The sequence below is a fragment of the Pseudomonas sp. P4_B4 genome (assembly GCF_056402255.1).
This window is the reverse complement of the sequence record NZ_JBFUHS010000001.1, coordinates 297336-316134: the sequence shown is the minus strand read 5'-3', so window position 1 is coordinate 316134 and position 18799 is coordinate 297336. Positions and strand designations below refer to the sequence as shown.

Here is an 18799-nt window from a genome sequence, read left to right as displayed (position 1 = left end):
GGCTTTCTCACAAGGGGCGCGGCGTTCAGCATCCTGTCCTTTGCCCAACCGGGCAAGAGGGGATGGTTTATTTGTGTTGTTACAGTATAACATTGTGTAAGCCCGACACAGCGACCGGGCATCCCTGTGAGGAATATGCAGATGTCCAATCGACTTCCCGTGACCGTTCTCTCCGGCTTTCTTGGTGCCGGAAAAAGTACACTTCTTAATTACATACTACGTAATCGCGATGGCTTGCGGGTTGCAGTCATCGTCAACGATATGAGCGAAATCAACGTCGATGGCACCGAAGTCCAGCGCGATGTCAGCCTTAATCGCGCTGAAGAACGGTTGGTGGAGATGAGTAACGGGTGTATTTGCTGTACGTTACGTGAAGATTTGCTGGAGGAGGTGAGTCAACTCGCCAGGGAGGGTCGCTTCGACTATCTGCTGATCGAGTCCACCGGTATTTCCGAACCGCTGCCTGTGGCGGAAACCTTCACCTTCCGCGATGAAAACGGCCAGAGCCTCAACGACATCGCACGTCTCGACACCATGGTCACGGTGGTCGATGGCATGAGCTTCCTGCTCGATTACCAGGCTGCCGAAAGCCTGGCTTCCCGAGGAGAAACACTTGGGGAAGAAGACGAGCGTTCGATTACCGATCTGTTGATTGAGCAGGTCGAGTTCGCCGATGTGATTTTGCTCAGCAAGATCGACTTGATCAGCAGCCACCAACGCGAGGAACTGATCGCCATACTTGAACGGCTCAACGCCCGGGCGGAAATCATTCCGATGGCGATGGGCGAAATCCCCTTGAACAAGATTCTCAACACCGGTCGTTTTGACTTCGAAAAGGCTGCCCAGGCACCGGGATGGCTACAGGAACTGCGCGGCGAACACGTGCCGGAAACCGAAGAGTATGGCATTGCATCCAGTGCTTACCGGGCTCGCCGGCCGTTCCATCCGCAGCGTTTCTTCAACTTCATCGACGGTCCTTGGGACAACGGCAAACTGCTGCGCTCCAAGGGCTTTTTCTGGCTGGCGAGCAAGCACATGGATGCCGGCAGTTGGTCTCAGGCCGGTGGTTTGATGCGCTATGGCTTTGCCGGGCGCTGGTGGCGCTTCGTACCAAAAAACCAATGGCCGCAAGACGAAGAAAGTACCGCCGGGATCATGAAAAACTGGACCGCCGACAGCGGTGACTGTCGCCAGGAACTGGTATTCATCGGCCAGAACATCGACTTCACGCAACTCACGGCCGAACTGGACGCATGCCTGCTGACCGATGAGGAAATGGCGCTGGGCGTAGAGGATTGGCCTTTGCTGTCTGATCCATTCGGCCCTTGGTACGAAGAGGTTGCCTGATCCTCTACTGGCGCTTCAAGGCTTGAGCCAGGTGCCCTGGCTCTGGGCCTCGCAGTACGGCTGCAAATACGCCGCGTCGGTGGCAACGCCGTAATAGTGAATATCCTGTCGGTAGGGCATATTGGCGACTTGGGCGTTGCTGCAAATACCAAATGCGCCGCCGGGGCATTGATCGACATACTGCACATCGACGTTCTGCCCCGCCAGGTTCGGTTGGCAGAATCCATCGGCGAAGAGTTTTGGCGGGATGTTGCGGTTCTGCTGGCAAACCTGGACATCAAGCCGCTCGCCCTGGCTGTGAACCACACAAGCCTGGGCCAGTGCCTCGCCTGAAACGAGTGCCAGGAGCAACGACAAGCCGATCAACCGCATCCACCACCTCCTCAGAAATCATCGACCATGCTGCAGAATATCCCCACTCATGTCATTGCCGGCCCGTTGGGCGCCGGCAAGACCAGCCTGATCAAGCACCTGCTGGCCCAGCGCCCGGCTGGCGAGCGGTGGGCGGTGTTGATCAACGAGTTTGGCCAGATCGGTCTCGACGCTGCGCTACTGACTCAGGACGCCGATGGTATCGCACTGGGGGAAGTGGCCGGGGGCTGCTTGTGTTGCGTCAACGGTGCGCCGTTTCAGATTGGTCTTGGGCGCTTGTTGCGCAAGGCGCAACCGGATCGGCTGTTCATCGAGCCCTCGGGGCTGGGGCATCCGGCGCAGTTGCTCAGGCAATTGAGTGAAGCGCCGTGGCAAGGCGTGTTGGCTGTCCAGCCTTGTGTGCTGGTGTTGGATGCCCAGTCGCTCGCCGCTGGCAAAGCGCTGCCGGATGTTCAACAGCAAGCGCTGGGCCATGCGGGATTGCTGCTGTTGAACAAGTCTGAAGGTCTCGACGAAGACATTCGCCAGCGAATCGCCGGGCAATTGCCGTCGCTCCCCCTGTGCTGGACGCAACAGGCGGTCTTACCCTTGAGCGAGTTGCCGGGGCTGAATGCCAAAGCGCGGGCAGGTGTGGATAACTTCGTCTTGCCCAAGGGATTGGCGCAGCTGCCGGCGGTCTGGAGCGATCCTGCGTTGCCCATTTGCTTGAGTCAGGAACAGGACGGAGGCTGGAGCATCGGATGGCGTTGGCACCCAAGCCAGGTATTTGATGCCGCTCTGGTTGGCCGGTGGCTTGGAAGCCTTGGCTGGAGGCGGGCGAAGCTGGTTATCCACAGTAGTACACACGGCTGGGTCTCGGCGAACGCGGTGGATAACTCGGTGCTGGACTGGCAGCCCAGTGAATGGCGGCAGGATTCGCGTATCGAGCTGATTTTCAGTGAGTCGCAGAATGCAGAACGACTGCAGCGTGAGCTGGCAGCGTGCCGATCCGGATCGGGTTAATGGCTCAAGGCCGCCACTTGGTATGGTCCTGACGCCACTGGCTCAGCTCGATCACTTCCGCGCGAGGTTTCGCCACGTCGACCACTGGTTCGGTTTCGTCGAACGGGACCGGGTAGGGCGCCAGCTCAATCTGTGCACTGTGAGCGCCGAACTGGGTGATGGTGCCGTTGTGGCGGGTTTCGCCGGTCACGGTGAATTCGAAGTTATACACACGGGCCAGGCGTCGCCGACCACTGGCATCCCTGATGAACGCGATTCTTTTCAAGGCCACGTTGCCGTCGAGCAATTCGATCCCGAGTTTGCCGCAATGCTGCTTGACCCGCTCCAGCGCGCGCTCGCGCAAGCCGTGGTTGTGCCATATCCATGCGCCGGCAGTGGCGAACAGCATCAGCACGAATATATTTCCAAGGGTCAGCATCAACAGGGTGCTCCAACAAGATAGTGTCAGCTTAACTGCGTCGCTGGTCTGTCGTACAGGCTGCGTTTAGTCGCATACTGCGCGGCTAGAATTTCAATCGTTTTACGGAAATCCACCGCATGAAACGTACACCGCATTTGCTCGCTATCCAGTCCCATGTGGTATTCGGTCACGCCGGCAACAGTGCCGCGGTTTTCCCGATGCAACGGGTCGGGGTGAATGTATGGCCGCTCAACACCGTGCAGTTCTCCAATCACACCCAGTACGGTCAGTGGGCCGGTGAAGTGCTGGCGCCGCACCAGATACCGGAGCTGGTCGAAGGTATCGCGGCGATTGGCGAGCTGGGCAACTGCGATGCGGTGCTTTCCGGTTACCTCGGCAGTGCGGCCCAGGGCCGGGCGATCCTGACGGGTGTGGCGCGGATCAAGTCGATGAATCCCAAGGCGCTGTACCTGTGTGACCCGGTCATGGGGCATCCGGAGAAGGGCTGCAGTGTTCCGGCGGAGGTCAGTGACTTTCTGTTGGAGGAGGCCGCCGCCGTGGCGGACTTCATGTGCCCGAACCAGCTGGAGCTGGACAGCTTCTCCGGGCGCAAGCCGCAATCACTGTTCGATTGCCTGGCAATGGCGCGTGCATTGCTGGTGCGCGGCCCGAAAGCAGTGCTGGTCAAGCACCTGGACTATCCAGGCAAATCGGCAGAGGCCTTTGAGATGCTGCTGGTGACGGCCGAGGGCAGCTGGCATTTGCAGCGCCCGTTGCTGGCGTTCCCCCGTCAGCCGGTGGGCGTGGGCGATCTGACGTCCGGTCTGTTCCTGGCGCGTGTGCTGTTGGGCGACAGCCTGGTGGCCGCTTTCGAGTTCACGGCGTCGGCGGTGCATGAAGTGCTGCTGGAAACCCAGGCCTGTGCCAGCTACGAGTTGGAACTGGTACGGGCTCAGGACCGGATTGCCCATCCGCGGGTGCGGTTCGAAGCTACACCAATCAGTCTCTGATTCAGCGCTGCCCCCATCGCGAGCAGGCTCGCTCCCACAAGGTTAATGCTGTACCTGTGGGAGCGAGCCTGCTCGCGATAGCGGTCCGAAGATCGCGCAAGAGCGACCGGCCTTAGGCGTCGCCCTTGATGTCCTGATAACGCTTTTCCAGCTCCTGACGAATCTGCCGGCGCTGCTGGGCCTGCATGTAACGACGCTTGTCTTCGCTATTCTGCGGTTGCAACGGTGGTACGGAGGCGGGTTTACGCTGGTCATCCACCGCGACCATGGTGAAGAAGCAGCTATTGGTGTGACGCACCGAGCGTTCGCGGATGTTCTCGGTCACCACTTTGATGCCGACCTCCATGGAGGTGTTGCCGGTGTAGTTGACCGAGGCGAGAAAGGTCACCAGTTCGCCGACATGGATCGGCTCACGGAAAATGACCTGATCCACCGACAGGGTCACCACATAGCGGCCGGCATAACGGCTGGCGCAGGCATAGGCCACTTCGTCGAGGTATTTGAGCAGGGTGCCGCCGTGGACATTGCCAGAGAAGTTGGCCATGTCGGGGGTCATCAATACCGTCATCGACAGCTGGGCGTTTCCGGGTTCCATAGCATTCTCACGGGTCAAGGCCAGGTTTGAGGGATGCACCTCTGCGGGTGCCTCGGCGGTTTTTTCAAACCAACAGTTATCGGGACGCCGGGTGCGGGGTCGCCGTCACGCCGGATCGATCTGTTTCCATATATTGCACCGCCTTTCTGCCAGAAGTCGCGGTGTTACCCTGCAAAAAGCCCAGCCTCAAGGGCATTTCCTACGTGCAATTCCGATTTTTGTTCTGCTTGATCAGGCTTTTCCTGCGTCCGGGGATCGAGCAATGCCATCCAGGGAGTCTCACGCCATGCATGCCATCAGTTTCATTCAGGATCTGGCAGTGATCATGTTGATCGCAGGTGTGGTCACCGTGGTTTTCCATCGCCTGAAACAACCGGTGGTGCTGGGATACATCGTCGCCGGATTCATCATTGGTCCGCACACCCCGCCGTTCGGCCTGATCCACGACGAAGAAACCATCAAGACCCTGGCCGAGCTCGGTGTGATATTCCTGATGTTCTGCCTGGGCCTGGAATTCAGCCTTCGCAAGTTGTTCAAGGTCGGTGCCACGGCATTCATCGCGGCATTCCTGGAAATCGTGCTGATGATCTGGATCGGCTACGAGATTGGTCGCTGGTTCGACTGGAACACCATGGATTCACTGTTCCTCGGCGCGATCCTGGCGATTTCCTCGACCACCATCATCGTCAAGGCGCTCAACGATCTGAAGTTGAAGAACGAGCGATTTGCCCAGTTGATATTCGGTGTGCTGATCGTCGAAGACATTCTGGGCATCGGCATCATCGCGCTACTGTCCAGCATCGCGGTCAGCGGTACGGTCAGCTCCGGCGAAGTGTTTTCCACGGTCGGCAAACTGTCGCTGTTCATGATCGTCGCGTTGGTCATCGGCATCCTGATGGTGCCGCGGCTGCTGGCCTACGTCGCCAGATTCGAAAGCAACGAAATGCTGCTGATCACGGTGCTGGGCCTGTGTTTTGGCTTCTGCCTGCTGGTGGTCAAGCTTGAATACAGCATGGTCCTCGGGGCATTCCTGATCGGCGCGATCATGGCTGAGTCCCGGCAACTGCTGAAAATTGAACAACTGATTGAACCGGTTCGCGATCTTTTCAGTGCGATTTTCTTTGTGGCCATCGGGCTGATGCTCGATCCGGCGATCCTGCTTCAGTACGCCTGGCCAATCGCCGTAATCACCGTAGCCGTGGTGCTCGGCAAGATGTTGTCCTGCGGCCTTGGCGCATTTATCGCCGGCAATGACGGACGTACCTCGCTGCGGGTCGGGATGGGTCTTTCACAGATTGGCGAATTCTCTTTCATCATCGCGGCACTGGGCATGACGTTGCAGGTCACCAGTAACTTTTTATACCCCGTGGCTGTGGCGGTTTCGGTGATCACGACCTTGCTGACGCCTTATCTGATCCGTGCGGCTGATCCATTGTCGATAAAGCTCGCCGGCGCCATGCCAGAACGCCTGGGACGGGTGTTGAGGATGTACGGCGAATGGCTGCGCAGCATCCAGCCTCAGGGTGAGGGCGCGTTACTGGCATCCATGATTCGCAGGATTTTGCTGCAGGTGGGAGTCAATCTGGCGCTCGTGATCGCAATCTTCTTCTCGGGCGCGTACTTCGCCGAACGCATGTCGGCTTACCTGCAAGGCTGGATCAGCGATCCGAGCTGGCAAAAGGCATTGATCTGGGGTGGGGCGCTTTTGTTGTCGCTGCCTTTTTTGATTGCGGCGTACCGCAAGCTAAAGGCACTGTCGATGTTGCTGGCGGAAATGGGCGTGAAGCCGGAGATGGCCGGGCGCCACACGCAGCGAGTGCGCCGGGTGATCGCCGAAGTGATCCCGATCCTGTCGCTACTGGTGATCTTTTTGCTGCTGGCAGCCTTGTCGGCCAGTATTCTGCCGACCAACAAGTTGCTGGTGCTGATCGCCGTGGTCGCGGCCGCCGTGGCGGCGCTGCTGTGGCGCTGGTTCATTCGTGTGCATACGCGGATGCAGGTGGCGTTGCTGGAAACCCTCGACAATCACAAGGAGTCGTCCGGGCATTGACCACCCCCGTGGCGTCGACTGGATCAGCTTTCCAGCCAGACGTCCCGCGCCCAGTGCCATACCGACTCCCAGGTTTCTTCGGCGATCAGCTCCTCTTCGGCCTGCCAAAGCACCACGGTGCCGTCTTCTTCGACCAGATAGTAGTCGTCACCGACCTGGCAGATCGGGATCAGGCTGCGATCGACGCCGGCATCCCAGGCGTTGGCGGCAACGTCGGGCAGGTAGGTGTGGGATTGCGGGTCGGTCACGGTGACCGGTTCCAGGCTGCCGTAGACCACGTCGCTGACGGTCAGCAGAAACTCTCTGAAGACGAAGGGTATGTCGATGAACAGTTGTTCTTCGATTTCGACCAGCAGGTCTTCGTCGGGCAATTCCAAGGGGACCGGTACCGGTTCGTTGGCTTCACGCAGTTGTTCGATGATTTCTTCCACGTCCGGGATCCTCTTGCTTGTATGGCGCGGTTTATATGGGGCGGTTTATACAGTAGCTTGCTATAGATGCAACCGCGAAATAGAAAACCCCAGCCAGGGCTGGGGTTTTGTTTACAGCAGGTGAAGTTCTACGCGGGATCAGCCGTTCTGGCGGATACCTGCCACCAGCCAAGGCTGGTTTTCGCCCTGTGCACGTTCCATGTTCCAGCTTTCGCTGAAGACTTCGCCTTGGTCGAAACGCGAGGTTTTCGACACGCCAGTGAAGGTCAGGGTGGCGATGGTCTTGTCGGCGCGATCGTCCACACCGTCCAGCTGTACATTGAGGTTATCGATGTAGGTGGACTGGAAACCGTCGCCCAGGTCAGCACGCTCACGCTTGAGGAACTCCAGCATTTGCGGGGTCACGAACTCGGCGATCTTGTCCATTTCGTTGGCGTCCCAGTGCTGTTGCAGGGACTGGAAGTGATTGCGCGCCGCTTCGACGAAGTTACTTTCGTTGAACCAGACTGGCGCGTTGATCACTGGACGAGCGGCAACAGGCGCTGGCGAACCACCGAAGATCGAACCGCCGGCAGGCTTTTGTTCGAACGCCTCACGTTGCATCGGCGCGTGGCCGGCCGGAGCGTAGTGCTCCTGCTGCTTGCGACGACGGGCGGCGATAAAGCGGAAGACCAGGAACGCAATGACGGCCATGATCAGGATGTCGAAGATCTGCATGCCCTGGAAGCCGTCACCCATGAACATGGAGGCCAGCAGGCCACCGGCCGCGATACCGGCCAGTGGGCCGAGCCAGCGCGAAGCGCCACCGGCCTTGGCAGCGGCGCCAGCGGCACCGGCAGCACCAGCGGTCGCCGCAGCGCCGCCCATGCCTGGAGAAGAAGGAGCCATCTGGCTGGTCTGGTGAGTCGGCGCAGCGCCTGCGCTTTTGCCACCACCGAAGCGCTTGGCGGCATTGACGTCGAGACTCATCGTCAGGCCGATGCACAACGCCATGGCGATGCTAAGAAAACGTTTCATAAAGGGAATTCCCATTTGTGGAAGGCACGCGCGCCATGTTGCACAGCTGAAGTGTTACTGGCTAGCGGCAGAGTGTTTCGGGCTTTTGCCTGACAGGTCGTGTTCAGCTTCAGTCAGTGCAAGAAGGCCTTTTGACTTTGATCTGTCAGATGAGTGGACAGGGTTTGTAGGACGGTCACCTAGCGTCGCAGAGCCAGCATGACCACCCCGGCCGTGATCAGGCCGATTCCGCCCCATTGGCGCAGGTCGAGTTTTTCACCCAGCAGGACAACGCCAAGAACAGCCACCAGCACCACGCTGAGCTTGTCCACTGGAGCGACCAGTGACGCCGGGCCGACTTTGAGTGCACGGAAATAACAAATCCACGATGCACCGGTGGCAAGGCCCGACAACAGCAGGAAAAGATAGCTCTTCGCAGAGATCGATCCCAAAGACTGATATTGGCCCGTTGCGTACAAAATCAAGGCCAGGCTGACCAATACCACTATCGTACGTAGCAGGGTGGCGAAGTCGGAGTTGACGTTTTCGATGCCGACTTTCGCGAAAATGGCGGTCATTGCCGCGAATGCCGCCGATAACAGGGCCCAGAATGTCCAGGAGGAAAAGAAACCTGAGCCCATGCTTTTTGCACCTTATTCAGAACAATTTCTGTAAGTCCACACGGAACCCTGTGGGAGCGGGCTTGCTCGCGAATGGGCGCATCGCGGTCATTCAGTCATACCGCGTTATCGTTTTTCGCGAGCAAGCCCGCTCCCACAGAAAGGCTAGATCGCTTCCAGCTTGGCGTAACCCAACATCAGCCACTTGCTGCCTTCGCTGAAGTTCACCTGTACCCGAGCCTGAGCCCCGGCGCCTTCGAAGTTGAGGATCACGCCATCGCCGAACACCGAGTGCCGTACGGTCTGGCCGAGGCTGAAGCCGGTCTGCGGAATCTCGCTGCCGCTGAACAGGTTGCTGCCACTCATCGATTGGTTGCCACCAAACGGACGGCTGACACTGTTGGACAGCCGCACCTCCTGAATCAGGCCTTTCGGAACTTCGCGTACGAAGCGCGACACCTTGTTGTAGGTCTCGCTGCCATAAAGGCGTCGGGTTTCGGCATAGGTCATTACCAGATTCTGCATGGCCCGGGTGATGCCTACGTAGGCCAGACGCCTCTCTTCCTCAAGGCGGCCGGGTTCTTCCAGGCTCATCTTGTGCGGGAACAGGCCTTCTTCCATGCCCACCAGGAACACGTAAGGGAACTCCAGGCCTTTGGCGCTGTGCAGGGTCATCAGTTGAATGCTGTCTTCGTGCTCGTCGGCCTGCGTATCACCGGCCTCCAGCGACGCGTGACCGAGGAATGCTGCCAATGGCGTCAGGTCTTCGTCTTCTTCGCTGTTTTCGAAGTTGCGCGCGGCGCTGACCAGTTCCTCAAGGTTTTCTACCCGTGCCTGGCCTTTCTCGCCTTTTTCCGCTTCGTGATAGGCGATCAGCCCCGACTGCTCGATGACGGTCTGGGTCATCAAGTGCAGTGGCATTTCCATGCACTTGGCGGCGAGGTTCTCGATCAACTCGATAAACGCGCCAAGGGCACCGGCCGCACGCCCGGTCAGGCCTTTGTTGGCCACCAGTTGGCGCATCGCTTCCCACATCGACACATCGCTGTGGCGCGCATGGTCGCGGATCGCTTCGACGGTTTTCTCGCCGATGCCACGGGCCGGCACGTTGATCACCCGCTCAAGCGCGGCATCGTTACCGCGGCCTTCGAGCAACCGCAGGTAAGCCATGGCGTTCTTGATTTCGGCGCGTTCGAAGAAGCGCTGACCGCCATAGATGCGGTAGGGAATGCGTTCGCGCAGCAAGGCTTCTTCCAGAACCCGCGATTGGGCGTTGGAGCGGTACAGAATCGCGATATCGCTGCGAGATAAGCCGGTTTTCAGCGCACTTTCGATGGTTTCGACAACGTAGCGTGCTTCGTCGTGCTCGTTGAAGGCGGCGTACAGGTTGATCGCTTCGCCGTCGCCGCCGTCTGTCCACAGCTCTTTGCCCAGGCGCCCGGTGTTGTTGGCGATCAAGGCGTTGGCAGCCTTCAGGATGCCGGCGGTGGAGCGATAGTTCTGCTCCAGGCGAATGGTTTCGGCGTCCGGGAAGTCTTCGGAATACTGGTAGATGTTCTCGATTTTCGCGCCGCGCCAGCCGTAGATCGACTGGTCATCGTCGCCTACGACCATCAGGCTGTCGCCACCCTTGGCCAGCAGGCGCAACCAGGCGTATTGCACGGCGTTGGTGTCCTGGAACTCGTCCACCAGGATGTGCCGGAAGCGCTTTTGATAGTGAGCGAGCAGGCCAGGGTGATCGCGCCACAGATCGAGGGCGCGCAGCAGCAATTCGGAGAAGTCGATGACGCCCGCACGCAGGCAGGCGGCCTCGTAGGCTTCATAGATGCCGCGCATGGTCGCCAGGAACAGGTCACCGCTGGCTTGAATGTGTTGCGGGCGCAGACCTTCGTCTTTCTGGCCGTTGATGAACCATTGGGCCTGACGGGCCGGCCAGCGCTGTTCGTCCAGGCCGAGTTCGCGGATCACCCGCTTGACTAACCGCTGCTGGTCATCGCTGTCGAGAATCTGGAAGGTCTGGCTTAAGCCCGCTTCCTGCCAGTGTGCCCGCAGAAGGCGGTGTGCCAGGCCGTGGAAGGTACCGACCCACATGCCGGCCGGGTTGATACCCATCAGCTGCTCGATACGCTGGCGCATTTCGGCAGCGGCCTTGTTGGTGAAAGTCACCGACATGATGGAGTGGGGCGAGGCGTTTTCGACCTGGATCAGCCAGGCGATACGGTGCACCAGCACTCGGGTTTTACCGGAACCAGCACCGGCCAGGACCAACTGACGACCCACGGGGGCTGCTACAGCCTGGCGTTGGGCATCGTTGAGGGAGTTCAGCAGAAGGGAGAGATCATCGCGCATCGGGGCATTCTAGGGGGCCGCGTCACACCGGGCAAACCCCGCTTTGCTTTAACCGATGAAAGTTATGCGAAGGACGACCGGTCAGTCATCGGCTGCGGGCGTTGGCGGGGCGTGCCTCTCGCGTTTTCGGGGGCATCGACGGCTGAAATATTTGGCGATTTATTGATCAGCAGCAGTTTGGTCCGGGCAATTGCTTGTGTATGCTCCGAGCAGTTTCGGGCACATGCTCATCATTATAAGAACAAGAACATCGCCTATGACCCTCAGCTTCGACCTGTCGGGCCCCACTGTGGAGCCCCGGGAGATCCGTAAACATTACGCCATGGAAATGGCGGTCGAACGCACGCGCCTGTTGTATCAAGGCTCGCTGCTGCCCACGTTGTTCATGCTGATCAATGGCCTGGTCTGTGCCGGTTTGCTCTGGAGTCCGCAGCGTTATTTCCTGGTCAGTGTCTGGCTGGTGTGGTTGTTGTCATTGGTGGCATTGCGGGTGATTCAGGTCGCAGCCTTCGATTCGGCCATTCCCAATCGTCAGGCCCATCCCATTTGGCGGCGGATGTTTTTGCTGGGCTCCGGCCTCACCGGTCTGACCCTGGCAGGTGCCGGCATCGCCCTGGTTCCTGCCGATAACTTCATTCAGCAAGCCTGGGTCTTCGGCCTCATCGGTGCCGCGGCGCTCTCGGCCAGCGTGGCTTATGCGGTCAGTTTGCCGGCCTTTTTGTCATTCACCTTGCCCTGCCTGTTGCCGGCCATCGCCTATATGTTTTGGGGAGCTGACGAACAGCAGCAAGGTTGGGGTTGGTTCGGGCTGATCCTGCTCGGTGCATTGAGCGTGGTTGCCTGGCAAGTCAATCGATTGATCGATCGGGGCTTGATGCGACGCTTTCAGAATCAGGCATTGATCGAGCATCTACAGCAAGCGCAAAGCTGCAGTGATCAGCTCAATCAGAAGCTGGCCAAGGAGATTGAACAGCGCCGGCGAGCCGAAACCGAATTGCGAGAAATCCAGATCGACCTGGAAAACCGTGTTGCTCAGCGCAGCCTGGAACTGGATGCCGCCAACCAGGCACTGAGCAAGAGTGAGGCGCGTCTGGCGCTGGCATTGAAGGCCAGCGAGTTGGGGTTGTGGGACTGGAATCTGCAAACCGACGAAGTCCATCACACGCAGATTCAGGAATTGTTCGGCCTGGAGCCGGAACAGGTCACGGCGATATTGCGTCACCTCAAGCCGCGCCTTCACCCCGAGGATCTTCCTGCGCTGAAAAGGGCGCTGGTCGAGCATTTGAAGGGCCGCACCGAGGACTATCAAATCGAGTATCGCGTGCGGCATGGCGACGGGCACTGGGTCTGGATCGAGGACCGCGGGCGGGCGGTCGAGCGCGCCAAGAACGGTCGGGTGATTCGCATGGTCGGCACTCGCCGCGACATCAGCGCCAGCAAAGGCCTGGAAGAGCAGCGGCAACTGGCGGCGACCGTGTTCGAGGCGGCCAGCGAAGGGATCGTGATTTTCGATCCGAACTACGTCCTGATCGCGATCAATCAGGCCTTCAGTCGGGTGACCGGCTATGACATCGAGGACATGATCGGGCGCAATGTCATTGAGTTGCCTTGCAGTCGCGATGCGCGTCGGCATTACGCCGCAATACATCAGGCGCTGGAGCAGCAAGGCAGCTGGCAGGGCGAATTGGTGGAAACCCGCAAGAACGGCGAGATGTATCCGCAATGGCTGCAACTGAATGCCGTGCGCGATCCCCGGGGAAATGTGAGCCATATTGTGGGCTTTTTCGCTGATCTCTCGGCCCGCCGAGAATCCGAAGAGCGCATGCGCTATCTGACTCATTACGATGAACTTACCGGTCTAGCCAACCGCTCGATGTTCCGCGAACGACTCAGCGAGGCTCATCAACGAGTGCGACAGGGCGGTTATCGCAGCCTGGCGTTGCTGCACATCAATCTCGATCGGTTCAAGCAACTAAACGACAGCCTGGGGCATGAAGTCGCCGACCAGTTGTTGCAGAAAATGTCCCGGCGACTGGTGAATGCGTTGCCTGAAGCAGACACCATCGCGCGCCTTTCTGGTGATGAGTTTGCCGTGCTGTTCAACTCATACGGCAACCTTTCGAGCCTGGCCCGGGTGGCGACTCGTCTGGCGAACAAGTTGCGTCTGCCGGTTACCATTGAGGGGCATGAGCTGGTGGTCAGCGTGTCGATGGGCATCAGCTTGTTGCCGGACAGCGCCCGGGAAATTTCTGCACTGGTCAGTCAGTCGAACATGGCGATGCAGCACGCCAAACACCTGGGTGGTAATAATTTCCAGTTTTACACCGACAGTTTGCAAGCCAGCACGCTGGAGCGTTTACAGCTGGAAAACCACTTGCGCAAAGCCATCGAAGACAGGCAACTGAAGGTGTTTTACCAACCGAAACTGTGCCTGGCCACTGGCAAATTGAATGCCGCCGAAGCCTTGGTGCGTTGGGATCATCCGACCATGGGCCGCGTGCCGCCGGGGGATTTCATCGGCCTGGCTGAAGAAACCGGATTGATCGGCCCGATCGGTGAGTTCGTACTGCGTCAGGCCTGCTGGCAAGCCTGTGAGTGGCAACGGCAGGGGCTCGAAGCGATTCGGGTGTCGGTCAATCTGTCGGTGCATCAATTGCGCCAGGGCAAATTGGTCAGCCTGGTGCGGCAGGTGCTGGAAGAGACCGGGCTGGCGCCGCAACTGCTGGAGCTGGAACTCACCGAAAGCCAGTTGCTGGACAGCGTCGAACACATCATCGCGACGTTCCAGCAGTTGCGTGATCTCGGGGTGAAACTGGCCATTGACGATTTTGGCACCGGTTACTCATCCCTGAGCTATCTCAAGCGCATCCCGGTGGATTACGTGAAGATTGATCAGGCGTTTATCCGTGGCTTGGGAGAGGGTACCGAGGATGCGGCGATCACACGGGCGATCATTGCCATGGCCCATGGTTTGTCATTGAAGGTAGTGGCTGAAGGTGTGGAGCGAAGCGAACAACTTGAGTTTCTCAAGAATGAGCACTGCGATGAGGTTCAGGGCTACCTGATCAGTCGGCCGGTGGAGGCACAAGGCTTGGCAGGTCTGCTAAGAGAGCAGAGCATCGAATGAATTGTTATCGCAATGTCGTGCCTCCCGACGGTAATAGTTGCCCGGCGGGAGGCCCGGTAATACGTAAGGATTACAAGTTATTAGTCGGTTATTAGAATTTCATCAATGTGGTGCAATAATCCGCCGTCGTAAAAGATGCCAACACTGGTTATGGCGTGGTTTCCAGGTATTTTATATTCTACAACTTTGTCTGTTAAAACCGGCAGTGAAACACCATCGGCAGGTTCAAGAACCAGCTCCAGAGGCAAGAAGGGAGTGTCTTGAATCTGGCTTGGCACCAGCTTGGGCGTAATGCCGGAGTTTGCAACAGTTACTGTACCAAACACTCGGAAAGAAGCGGCGCCTGGCATGCGGTCAATTTGTACGGTCCAGTTTTTTGTTTGAATGCTCATTGTATTTAATTCCTTTTGGCTAAGTTGTTTTGCTCCTGCGCAATTAATTTAGCAACGTTGACTTTGTTGTTGGTGATATTTATCGGTGAACTATGTAAGTTTGTATGTTTGATGTTATTTGTTATTTGTTATTTGATTGTTGTCTGAGCTTCCAGTGGCTGGATCGGAGACTGTCGTTTTTTGTGGGCTGTTCGATCACGGGTTTACATCTGTCAACGAGGGCTACATGTGGTGCTCGCACCTGAAATCGAGGGATTCGGTAACGCATTGAGCAGGCAAAAAGCCGATTCATGTAGTATAACTACAAGCGTGCTACATCCCCGGCGCCTGCCAATAACAAAGAGTCCAGCCCCTTGAATCTGCTGCAACACATCGCCCAGTCTCGCCACCTGTTACGCAAGTCGGAGCTCAAGGTCGCCGACCACGTGCTGCTTGATCCTGCGGCCGTGATGCACAGCTCCATGGCCGACCTGGCCCACAGCGTGGGCATCAGCGAACCGACCATCGTGCGTTTTTGCCGTGCCATCGGTTGTTCCGGCTTTCAGGACCTGAAGTTGAAGCTGGCCCAGAGCCTGGCGGCAGGTGCGAGTTTCGGCCAGTTTGCGATCCATGAGGATGATTCGGTCGCCGACTACAGCTTGAAAATCTTCGACACCACCCTGCATACGCTGATGGAGGTTCGCGAGAAGCTCGATCCGCTGGAATTGCAGCGGGCGGTGACATTGATGTCCCAGGCCCAGCGTGTCGAGTTCTACGGCTTCGGCGCCTCGGGTGCGGTCGCAGCGGACGCCCAGCACAAGTTCTTCCGCTTGCTGCTCACTGCTGCGGCGTATTCCGACCCGCACATGCAGGCAATGTCGGCTGTGACGCTAAAGCCAACCGACGTGGCGATCTGCATTTCCCAGTCCGGGCGTTCCAAGGACCTGCTGATCACCGCCAACCTGGTGCGCGAAAGCGGTGCCTCGTTGATCACCTTGTGCCCGAGCCAGACGCCGTTGGCCGAGTTGTCTACGGTCAATCTGGCGATCGATGTGCATGAAGACACTGAAATCTATACACCGCTGACTTCGCGTATCGCCCACCTGGTGGTGATCGACGTGCTGGCGATGGGCGTGGCCATGGCGCGTGGCCCGAGCCTGGTCAACCACCTCAAGAGCGTCAAGCGCAGCCTGCGCAGCTTGCGGTTGTCGCCCAAGTCGGTGAAAGCGCTGGATGATTGATCTGTAGGCCAACACGGACTCTGTGGCGATCCGACAAGCCCCCGCGCCACAGGTGCAGTGGGCACCCAACCAACATTCATCGGTCTGTAACCATCGAGCCGCCAAACCGTCATCCCCCGCGCCTATCTTGAAACTCCCGTACTCGCCTTGGGAGACTCGAAATGGCCATGCCCTACGAAGAACGCAACAGCGCTGTCAAAACCCGTCGTCAGCAAGAAGATCAGCGCCGCATGGAATTCCGCCGCGCCATCGAAGATCGCTGCGAACGCCGTCAGCTTCTGGCCGAAATCGGTGATTTTCCAGAATTGGAACTCAACTTCTGGCAGGCATCTCCCTCGGCGTCCCGTCGAAACGCTCAACCAGCGCGCTGATCTGAAGCCGTTCGCTACGGATAAACGCCAGGAAGGCGTGAGCCACCGGTGACAGGCGTTTCGCCTTGGCCTGCACCAGGCACCAACTGCGAAACAGTGGCAGCTCTTCGACCGGTAGCTCGATCAGCCCACCGGTTGCCAGCTCAAGGCTCAGGGCGTGGCGCGTCAACAGCGCAACGCCCAGGCCTGCCAGTACACATTCACGCTGAGCTTCGGCAGACGAGACCTCCTGGGTCTGGTTGAAGTGCACGCGCTTCTCTTTGAAGTATTCTTCGCACGCCAGCCGCGTCCCTGAGCCCGGCTCACGCAGCAGCAGTGTGTAAGGCTCGAGATCCTGCAGGCGCAGCGGCCCCATATGACACAGCGGGTGATCCGGTGGCGCCACGGCGACGATTGGGTTGTTCAGGAACGGCAGGAATTCCAGGCCCATGTCCTGAGGCACCATGGACATGATCACCAGGTCGTCGCGGTTGTCCGACAGGCGCCGAATGACCTGGCCGCGATTGACCACCGTCAGTTGCAGGTTCACTTCCGGGTGCTGGCGTTTGAACGCGGCAAACAGATGCGGCACGAAGTATTTGGCGCTGGATTCAATCGCCAGTTTCAGTTGCCCCTGCAACGAGCCCTGCATGTCCGACAGTTGCATGTCGAGGTTTTCCAGGCGCCCGAAAATATCCCGACTGGCCCGCTGTAACGCTTCAGCCGCTTCGGTCATGTAGAGTTTTTTGCCGACGTAATCGAACAAAGGCTGGCCAATCAGCTCTTCAAGTTGACGAATCTGTAGGCTGACGGCAGGTTGTGTGAGCGACATTTCCTCGGCCGCGCGGCTGTAGGAGCGCAAATCACAGACCTCATTGAAGATCTGCAGTTGACGCAAAGTCATACGCATCAATGACTTACGCATTATATGGTCGCTCTCGTCGCTGGCTGGTGAATCAACTATAAGTCTTTACTTATGCGTGACCCAATAATTATTCATTTTTGTTAATCCCTTGTGGGCGCTAGTGTGGACCTGCGACCAAACTGAAACATTTGGTCACTCGTCGACCTGGTCTAGCAGGTCGTGGGTACCACCGGCTCAAGGGAAACTCCAAGTGATAACAAAGATCCTGATCGCCAACCGTGGTGAGATTGCCGTACGAATCGTACGTGCCTGCGCCGAAATGGGCATTCGCTCGGTCGCGATCTACTCCGATGCCGACCGTCATGCCTTGCACGTCAAGCGTGCGGACGAGGCCCACAGCATTGGTGCCGAACCTCTGGCCGGTTACCTGAACCCGCGCAAGCTGGTGAACCTGGCTGTGGAAACCGGTTGCGATGCACTGCACCCCGGCTATGGCTTCCTTTCGGAAAACGCCGAACTGGCGGAGATCTGCGCCGAACGCGGGATCAAATTCATCGGCCCGTCGGCTGAAGTCATTCGCCGCATGGGCGACAAGACCGAAGCTCGCCGCAGCATGATCAAGGCCGGCGTACCGGTGACCCCGGGCACTGAAGGCAACGTGTCGGGCATCGAAGAAGCCCTGACCGAAGGCGATCGCATCGGCTACCCGGTGATGCTCAAGGCCACTTCCGGTGGTGGCGGCCGCGGTATTCGTCGCTGCAACAGCCGCGAAGAACTCGAACAGGCTTTCCCGCGCGTCATTTCCGAAGCCACCAAGGCTTTTGGGTCGGCGGAAGTGTTCCTGGAAAAATGCATCGTCAATCCGAAGCACATCGAAGCGCAGATTCTTGGCGACAGCTTCGGCAATGTGGTGCACCTGTTCGAGCGTGACTGCTCGATCCAGCGCCGCAACCAGAAGCTGATCGAGATCGCCCCGAGCCCGCAACTGACCCCGGAACAGCGCGCCTACATCGGCGACCTGTCAGTGCGCGCAGCCAAGGCCGTGGGTTACGAGAATGCCGGCACGGTGGAGTTCCTGCTCGCCGAGGGCGAGGTGTACTTCATGGAGATGAACACCCGGGTGCAGGTGGAACACACCATCACCGAAGAAATCACCGGCATCGACATTGTCCGTGAGCAGATTCGCATTGCCTCCGGCCTGCCGCTTTCGGTGAAACAGGAAGACATCCAGCACCGTGGTTTCGCCCTGCAGTTCCGGATCAACGCCGAAGACCCGAAGAACAACTTCCTGCCGAGCTTCGGCAAGATCACGCGTTACTACGCTCCCGGCGGCCCCGGCGTGCGGACCGACACGGCGATCTACACCGGCTACACCATCCCGCCGTACTACGACTCCATGTGCCTGAAACTGGTGGTGTGGGCGTTGACCTGGGAAGAGGCGATGGACCGTGGCTTGCGCGCCCTGGACGACATGCGTCTGCAAGGGGTCAAGACCACCGCCGCGTACTACCAGGAAATCCTGCGTAACCCGGAATTCCGTAGCGGCCAGTTCAACACCAGCTTCGTTGAAAGCCACCCTGAACTGACCAACTACTCGATCAAGCGCAAACCCGAAGAGCTGGCCCTGGCCATCGCCGCCGCCATCGCCGCCCACGCAGGCCTGTGAGGAATAG

General features: G+C 58.6%; 17 protein-coding genes. 8 read left to right on the top strand and 9 right to left on the bottom strand.

Annotation, left to right across the window (positions count from 1 at the left end; translation table 11 throughout):
- Positions 1–141: 141 nt before the first annotated feature.
- Entirely contained in the window at positions 142–1347 is a 1206-nt protein-coding gene (gene zigA / locus AC1DVE_RS01495; RefSeq protein ID WP_223531992.1) for a zinc metallochaperone GTPase ZigA, read from the top strand.
- Positions 1348–1362: 15 nt separating this feature from the next.
- Here zigA and AC1DVE_RS01490 read toward each other — a convergent pair whose 3' ends face one another.
- Entirely contained in the window at positions 1363–1719 is a 357-nt protein-coding gene (locus tag AC1DVE_RS01490) for an NADH:ubiquinone oxidoreductase (RefSeq protein ID WP_223455232.1), read from the bottom strand.
- Between the two features lie 27 nt (positions 1720–1746).
- Between AC1DVE_RS01490 and AC1DVE_RS01485 the strand changes: the two genes are divergently transcribed.
- Positions 1747–2721 (top strand): CobW family GTP-binding protein, encoded by a 975-nt coding sequence (locus AC1DVE_RS01485; protein WP_223455233.1) that lies wholly within the window; start codon positions 1747–1749, stop codon positions 2719–2721.
- Positions 2722–2725: 4 nt separating this feature from the next.
- Here AC1DVE_RS01485 and AC1DVE_RS01480 read toward each other — a convergent pair whose 3' ends face one another.
- Complete coding sequence (locus AC1DVE_RS01480; RefSeq protein WP_223455234.1) at positions 2726–3139, bottom strand: DUF3301 domain-containing protein; 414 nt, start codon at positions 3137–3139, stop codon at positions 2726–2728.
- 119 nt (positions 3140–3258) lie between these two features.
- Between AC1DVE_RS01480 and pdxY the strand changes: the two genes are divergently transcribed.
- On the top strand, positions 3259–4131 hold the full coding sequence (gene pdxY, locus AC1DVE_RS01475) for a pyridoxal kinase PdxY (RefSeq protein ID WP_223455235.1): 873 nt from the start codon (positions 3259–3261) through the stop codon (positions 4129–4131).
- 112 nt (positions 4132–4243) lie between these two features.
- On the opposite strand, the gene AC1DVE_RS01470 is transcribed toward pdxY, so the two are convergent.
- Positions 4244–4726, bottom strand: coding sequence for an acyl-CoA thioesterase (locus tag AC1DVE_RS01470; protein WP_030132502.1), 483 nt, complete (start codon positions 4724–4726; stop codon positions 4244–4246).
- A 286-nt stretch (positions 4727–5012) separates the two neighbouring features.
- Between AC1DVE_RS01470 and AC1DVE_RS01465 the strand changes: the two genes are divergently transcribed.
- The gene (locus AC1DVE_RS01465; RefSeq protein ID WP_223455236.1) at positions 5013–6776 is read left to right on the top strand and encodes a cation:proton antiporter; all 1764 of its coding nucleotides are present in this window, start codon (positions 5013–5015) and stop codon (positions 6774–6776) included.
- 23 nt (positions 6777–6799) lie between these two features.
- On the opposite strand, the gene AC1DVE_RS01460 is transcribed toward AC1DVE_RS01465, so the two are convergent.
- The 4 genes from AC1DVE_RS01460 to uvrD all read right to left on the bottom strand — a co-directional run bounded on the left by AC1DVE_RS01460 (position 6800) and on the right by uvrD (position 11172).
- Positions 6800–7207 (bottom strand): SMI1/KNR4 family protein, encoded by a 408-nt coding sequence (locus tag AC1DVE_RS01460; protein ID WP_223455238.1) that lies wholly within the window; start codon positions 7205–7207, stop codon positions 6800–6802.
- Between the two features lie 138 nt (positions 7208–7345).
- A complete protein-coding gene (locus AC1DVE_RS01455; RefSeq protein WP_223455240.1) occupies positions 7346–8224 on the bottom strand; it encodes a Tim44 domain-containing protein in 879 nt (292 codons plus the stop codon).
- Between the two features lie 179 nt (positions 8225–8403).
- Positions 8404–8844, bottom strand: a complete 441-nt coding sequence (locus AC1DVE_RS01450; protein WP_007971691.1) for an EamA family transporter — start codon at positions 8842–8844, stop codon at positions 8404–8406.
- A 144-nt stretch (positions 8845–8988) separates the two neighbouring features.
- On the bottom strand, positions 8989–11172 hold the full coding sequence (gene uvrD, locus AC1DVE_RS01445; protein ID WP_477783672.1) for a DNA helicase II: 2184 nt from the start codon (positions 11170–11172) through the stop codon (positions 8989–8991).
- A 256-nt stretch (positions 11173–11428) separates the two neighbouring features.
- Here uvrD and AC1DVE_RS01440 point away from each other — a divergent pair, with 256 nt between their 5' ends.
- Complete coding sequence (locus AC1DVE_RS01440) at positions 11429–14299, top strand: EAL domain-containing protein (protein ID WP_223531999.1); 2871 nt, start codon at positions 11429–11431, stop codon at positions 14297–14299.
- 80 nt (positions 14300–14379) lie between these two features.
- On the opposite strand, the gene AC1DVE_RS01435 is transcribed toward AC1DVE_RS01440, so the two are convergent.
- On the bottom strand, positions 14380–14691 hold the full coding sequence (locus AC1DVE_RS01435; protein ID WP_223455246.1) for a hypothetical protein: 312 nt from the start codon (positions 14689–14691) through the stop codon (positions 14380–14382).
- A gap of 353 nt (positions 14692–15044) precedes the next feature.
- On the opposite strand from AC1DVE_RS01435, the gene hexR reads away from it, so the two are divergent.
- Both hexR and AC1DVE_RS01425 read left to right on the top strand, forming a co-directional pair.
- The gene (gene hexR, locus AC1DVE_RS01430) at positions 15045–15911 is read left to right on the top strand and encodes a transcriptional regulator HexR (RefSeq protein ID WP_007954250.1); all 867 of its coding nucleotides are present in this window, start codon (positions 15045–15047) and stop codon (positions 15909–15911) included.
- 161 nt (positions 15912–16072) lie between these two features.
- A complete protein-coding gene (locus AC1DVE_RS01425; RefSeq protein ID WP_046038865.1) occupies positions 16073–16282 on the top strand; it encodes a PA3496 family putative envelope integrity protein in 210 nt (69 codons plus the stop codon).
- On the opposite strand, the gene AC1DVE_RS01420 is transcribed toward AC1DVE_RS01425, so the two are convergent.
- A complete protein-coding gene (locus AC1DVE_RS01420) occupies positions 16224–17186 on the bottom strand; it encodes a LysR family transcriptional regulator (protein ID WP_095943442.1) in 963 nt (320 codons plus the stop codon). The genes AC1DVE_RS01425 and AC1DVE_RS01420 overlap by 59 nt on opposite strands.
- 190 nt (positions 17187–17376) lie before the next feature.
- Here AC1DVE_RS01420 and AC1DVE_RS01415 point away from each other — a divergent pair, with 190 nt between their 5' ends.
- A complete protein-coding gene (locus tag AC1DVE_RS01415; RefSeq protein ID WP_046038868.1) occupies positions 17377–18792 on the top strand; it encodes an acetyl-CoA carboxylase biotin carboxylase subunit in 1416 nt (471 codons plus the stop codon).
- The last annotated feature ends 7 nt before the right edge of the window (positions 18793–18799 follow it).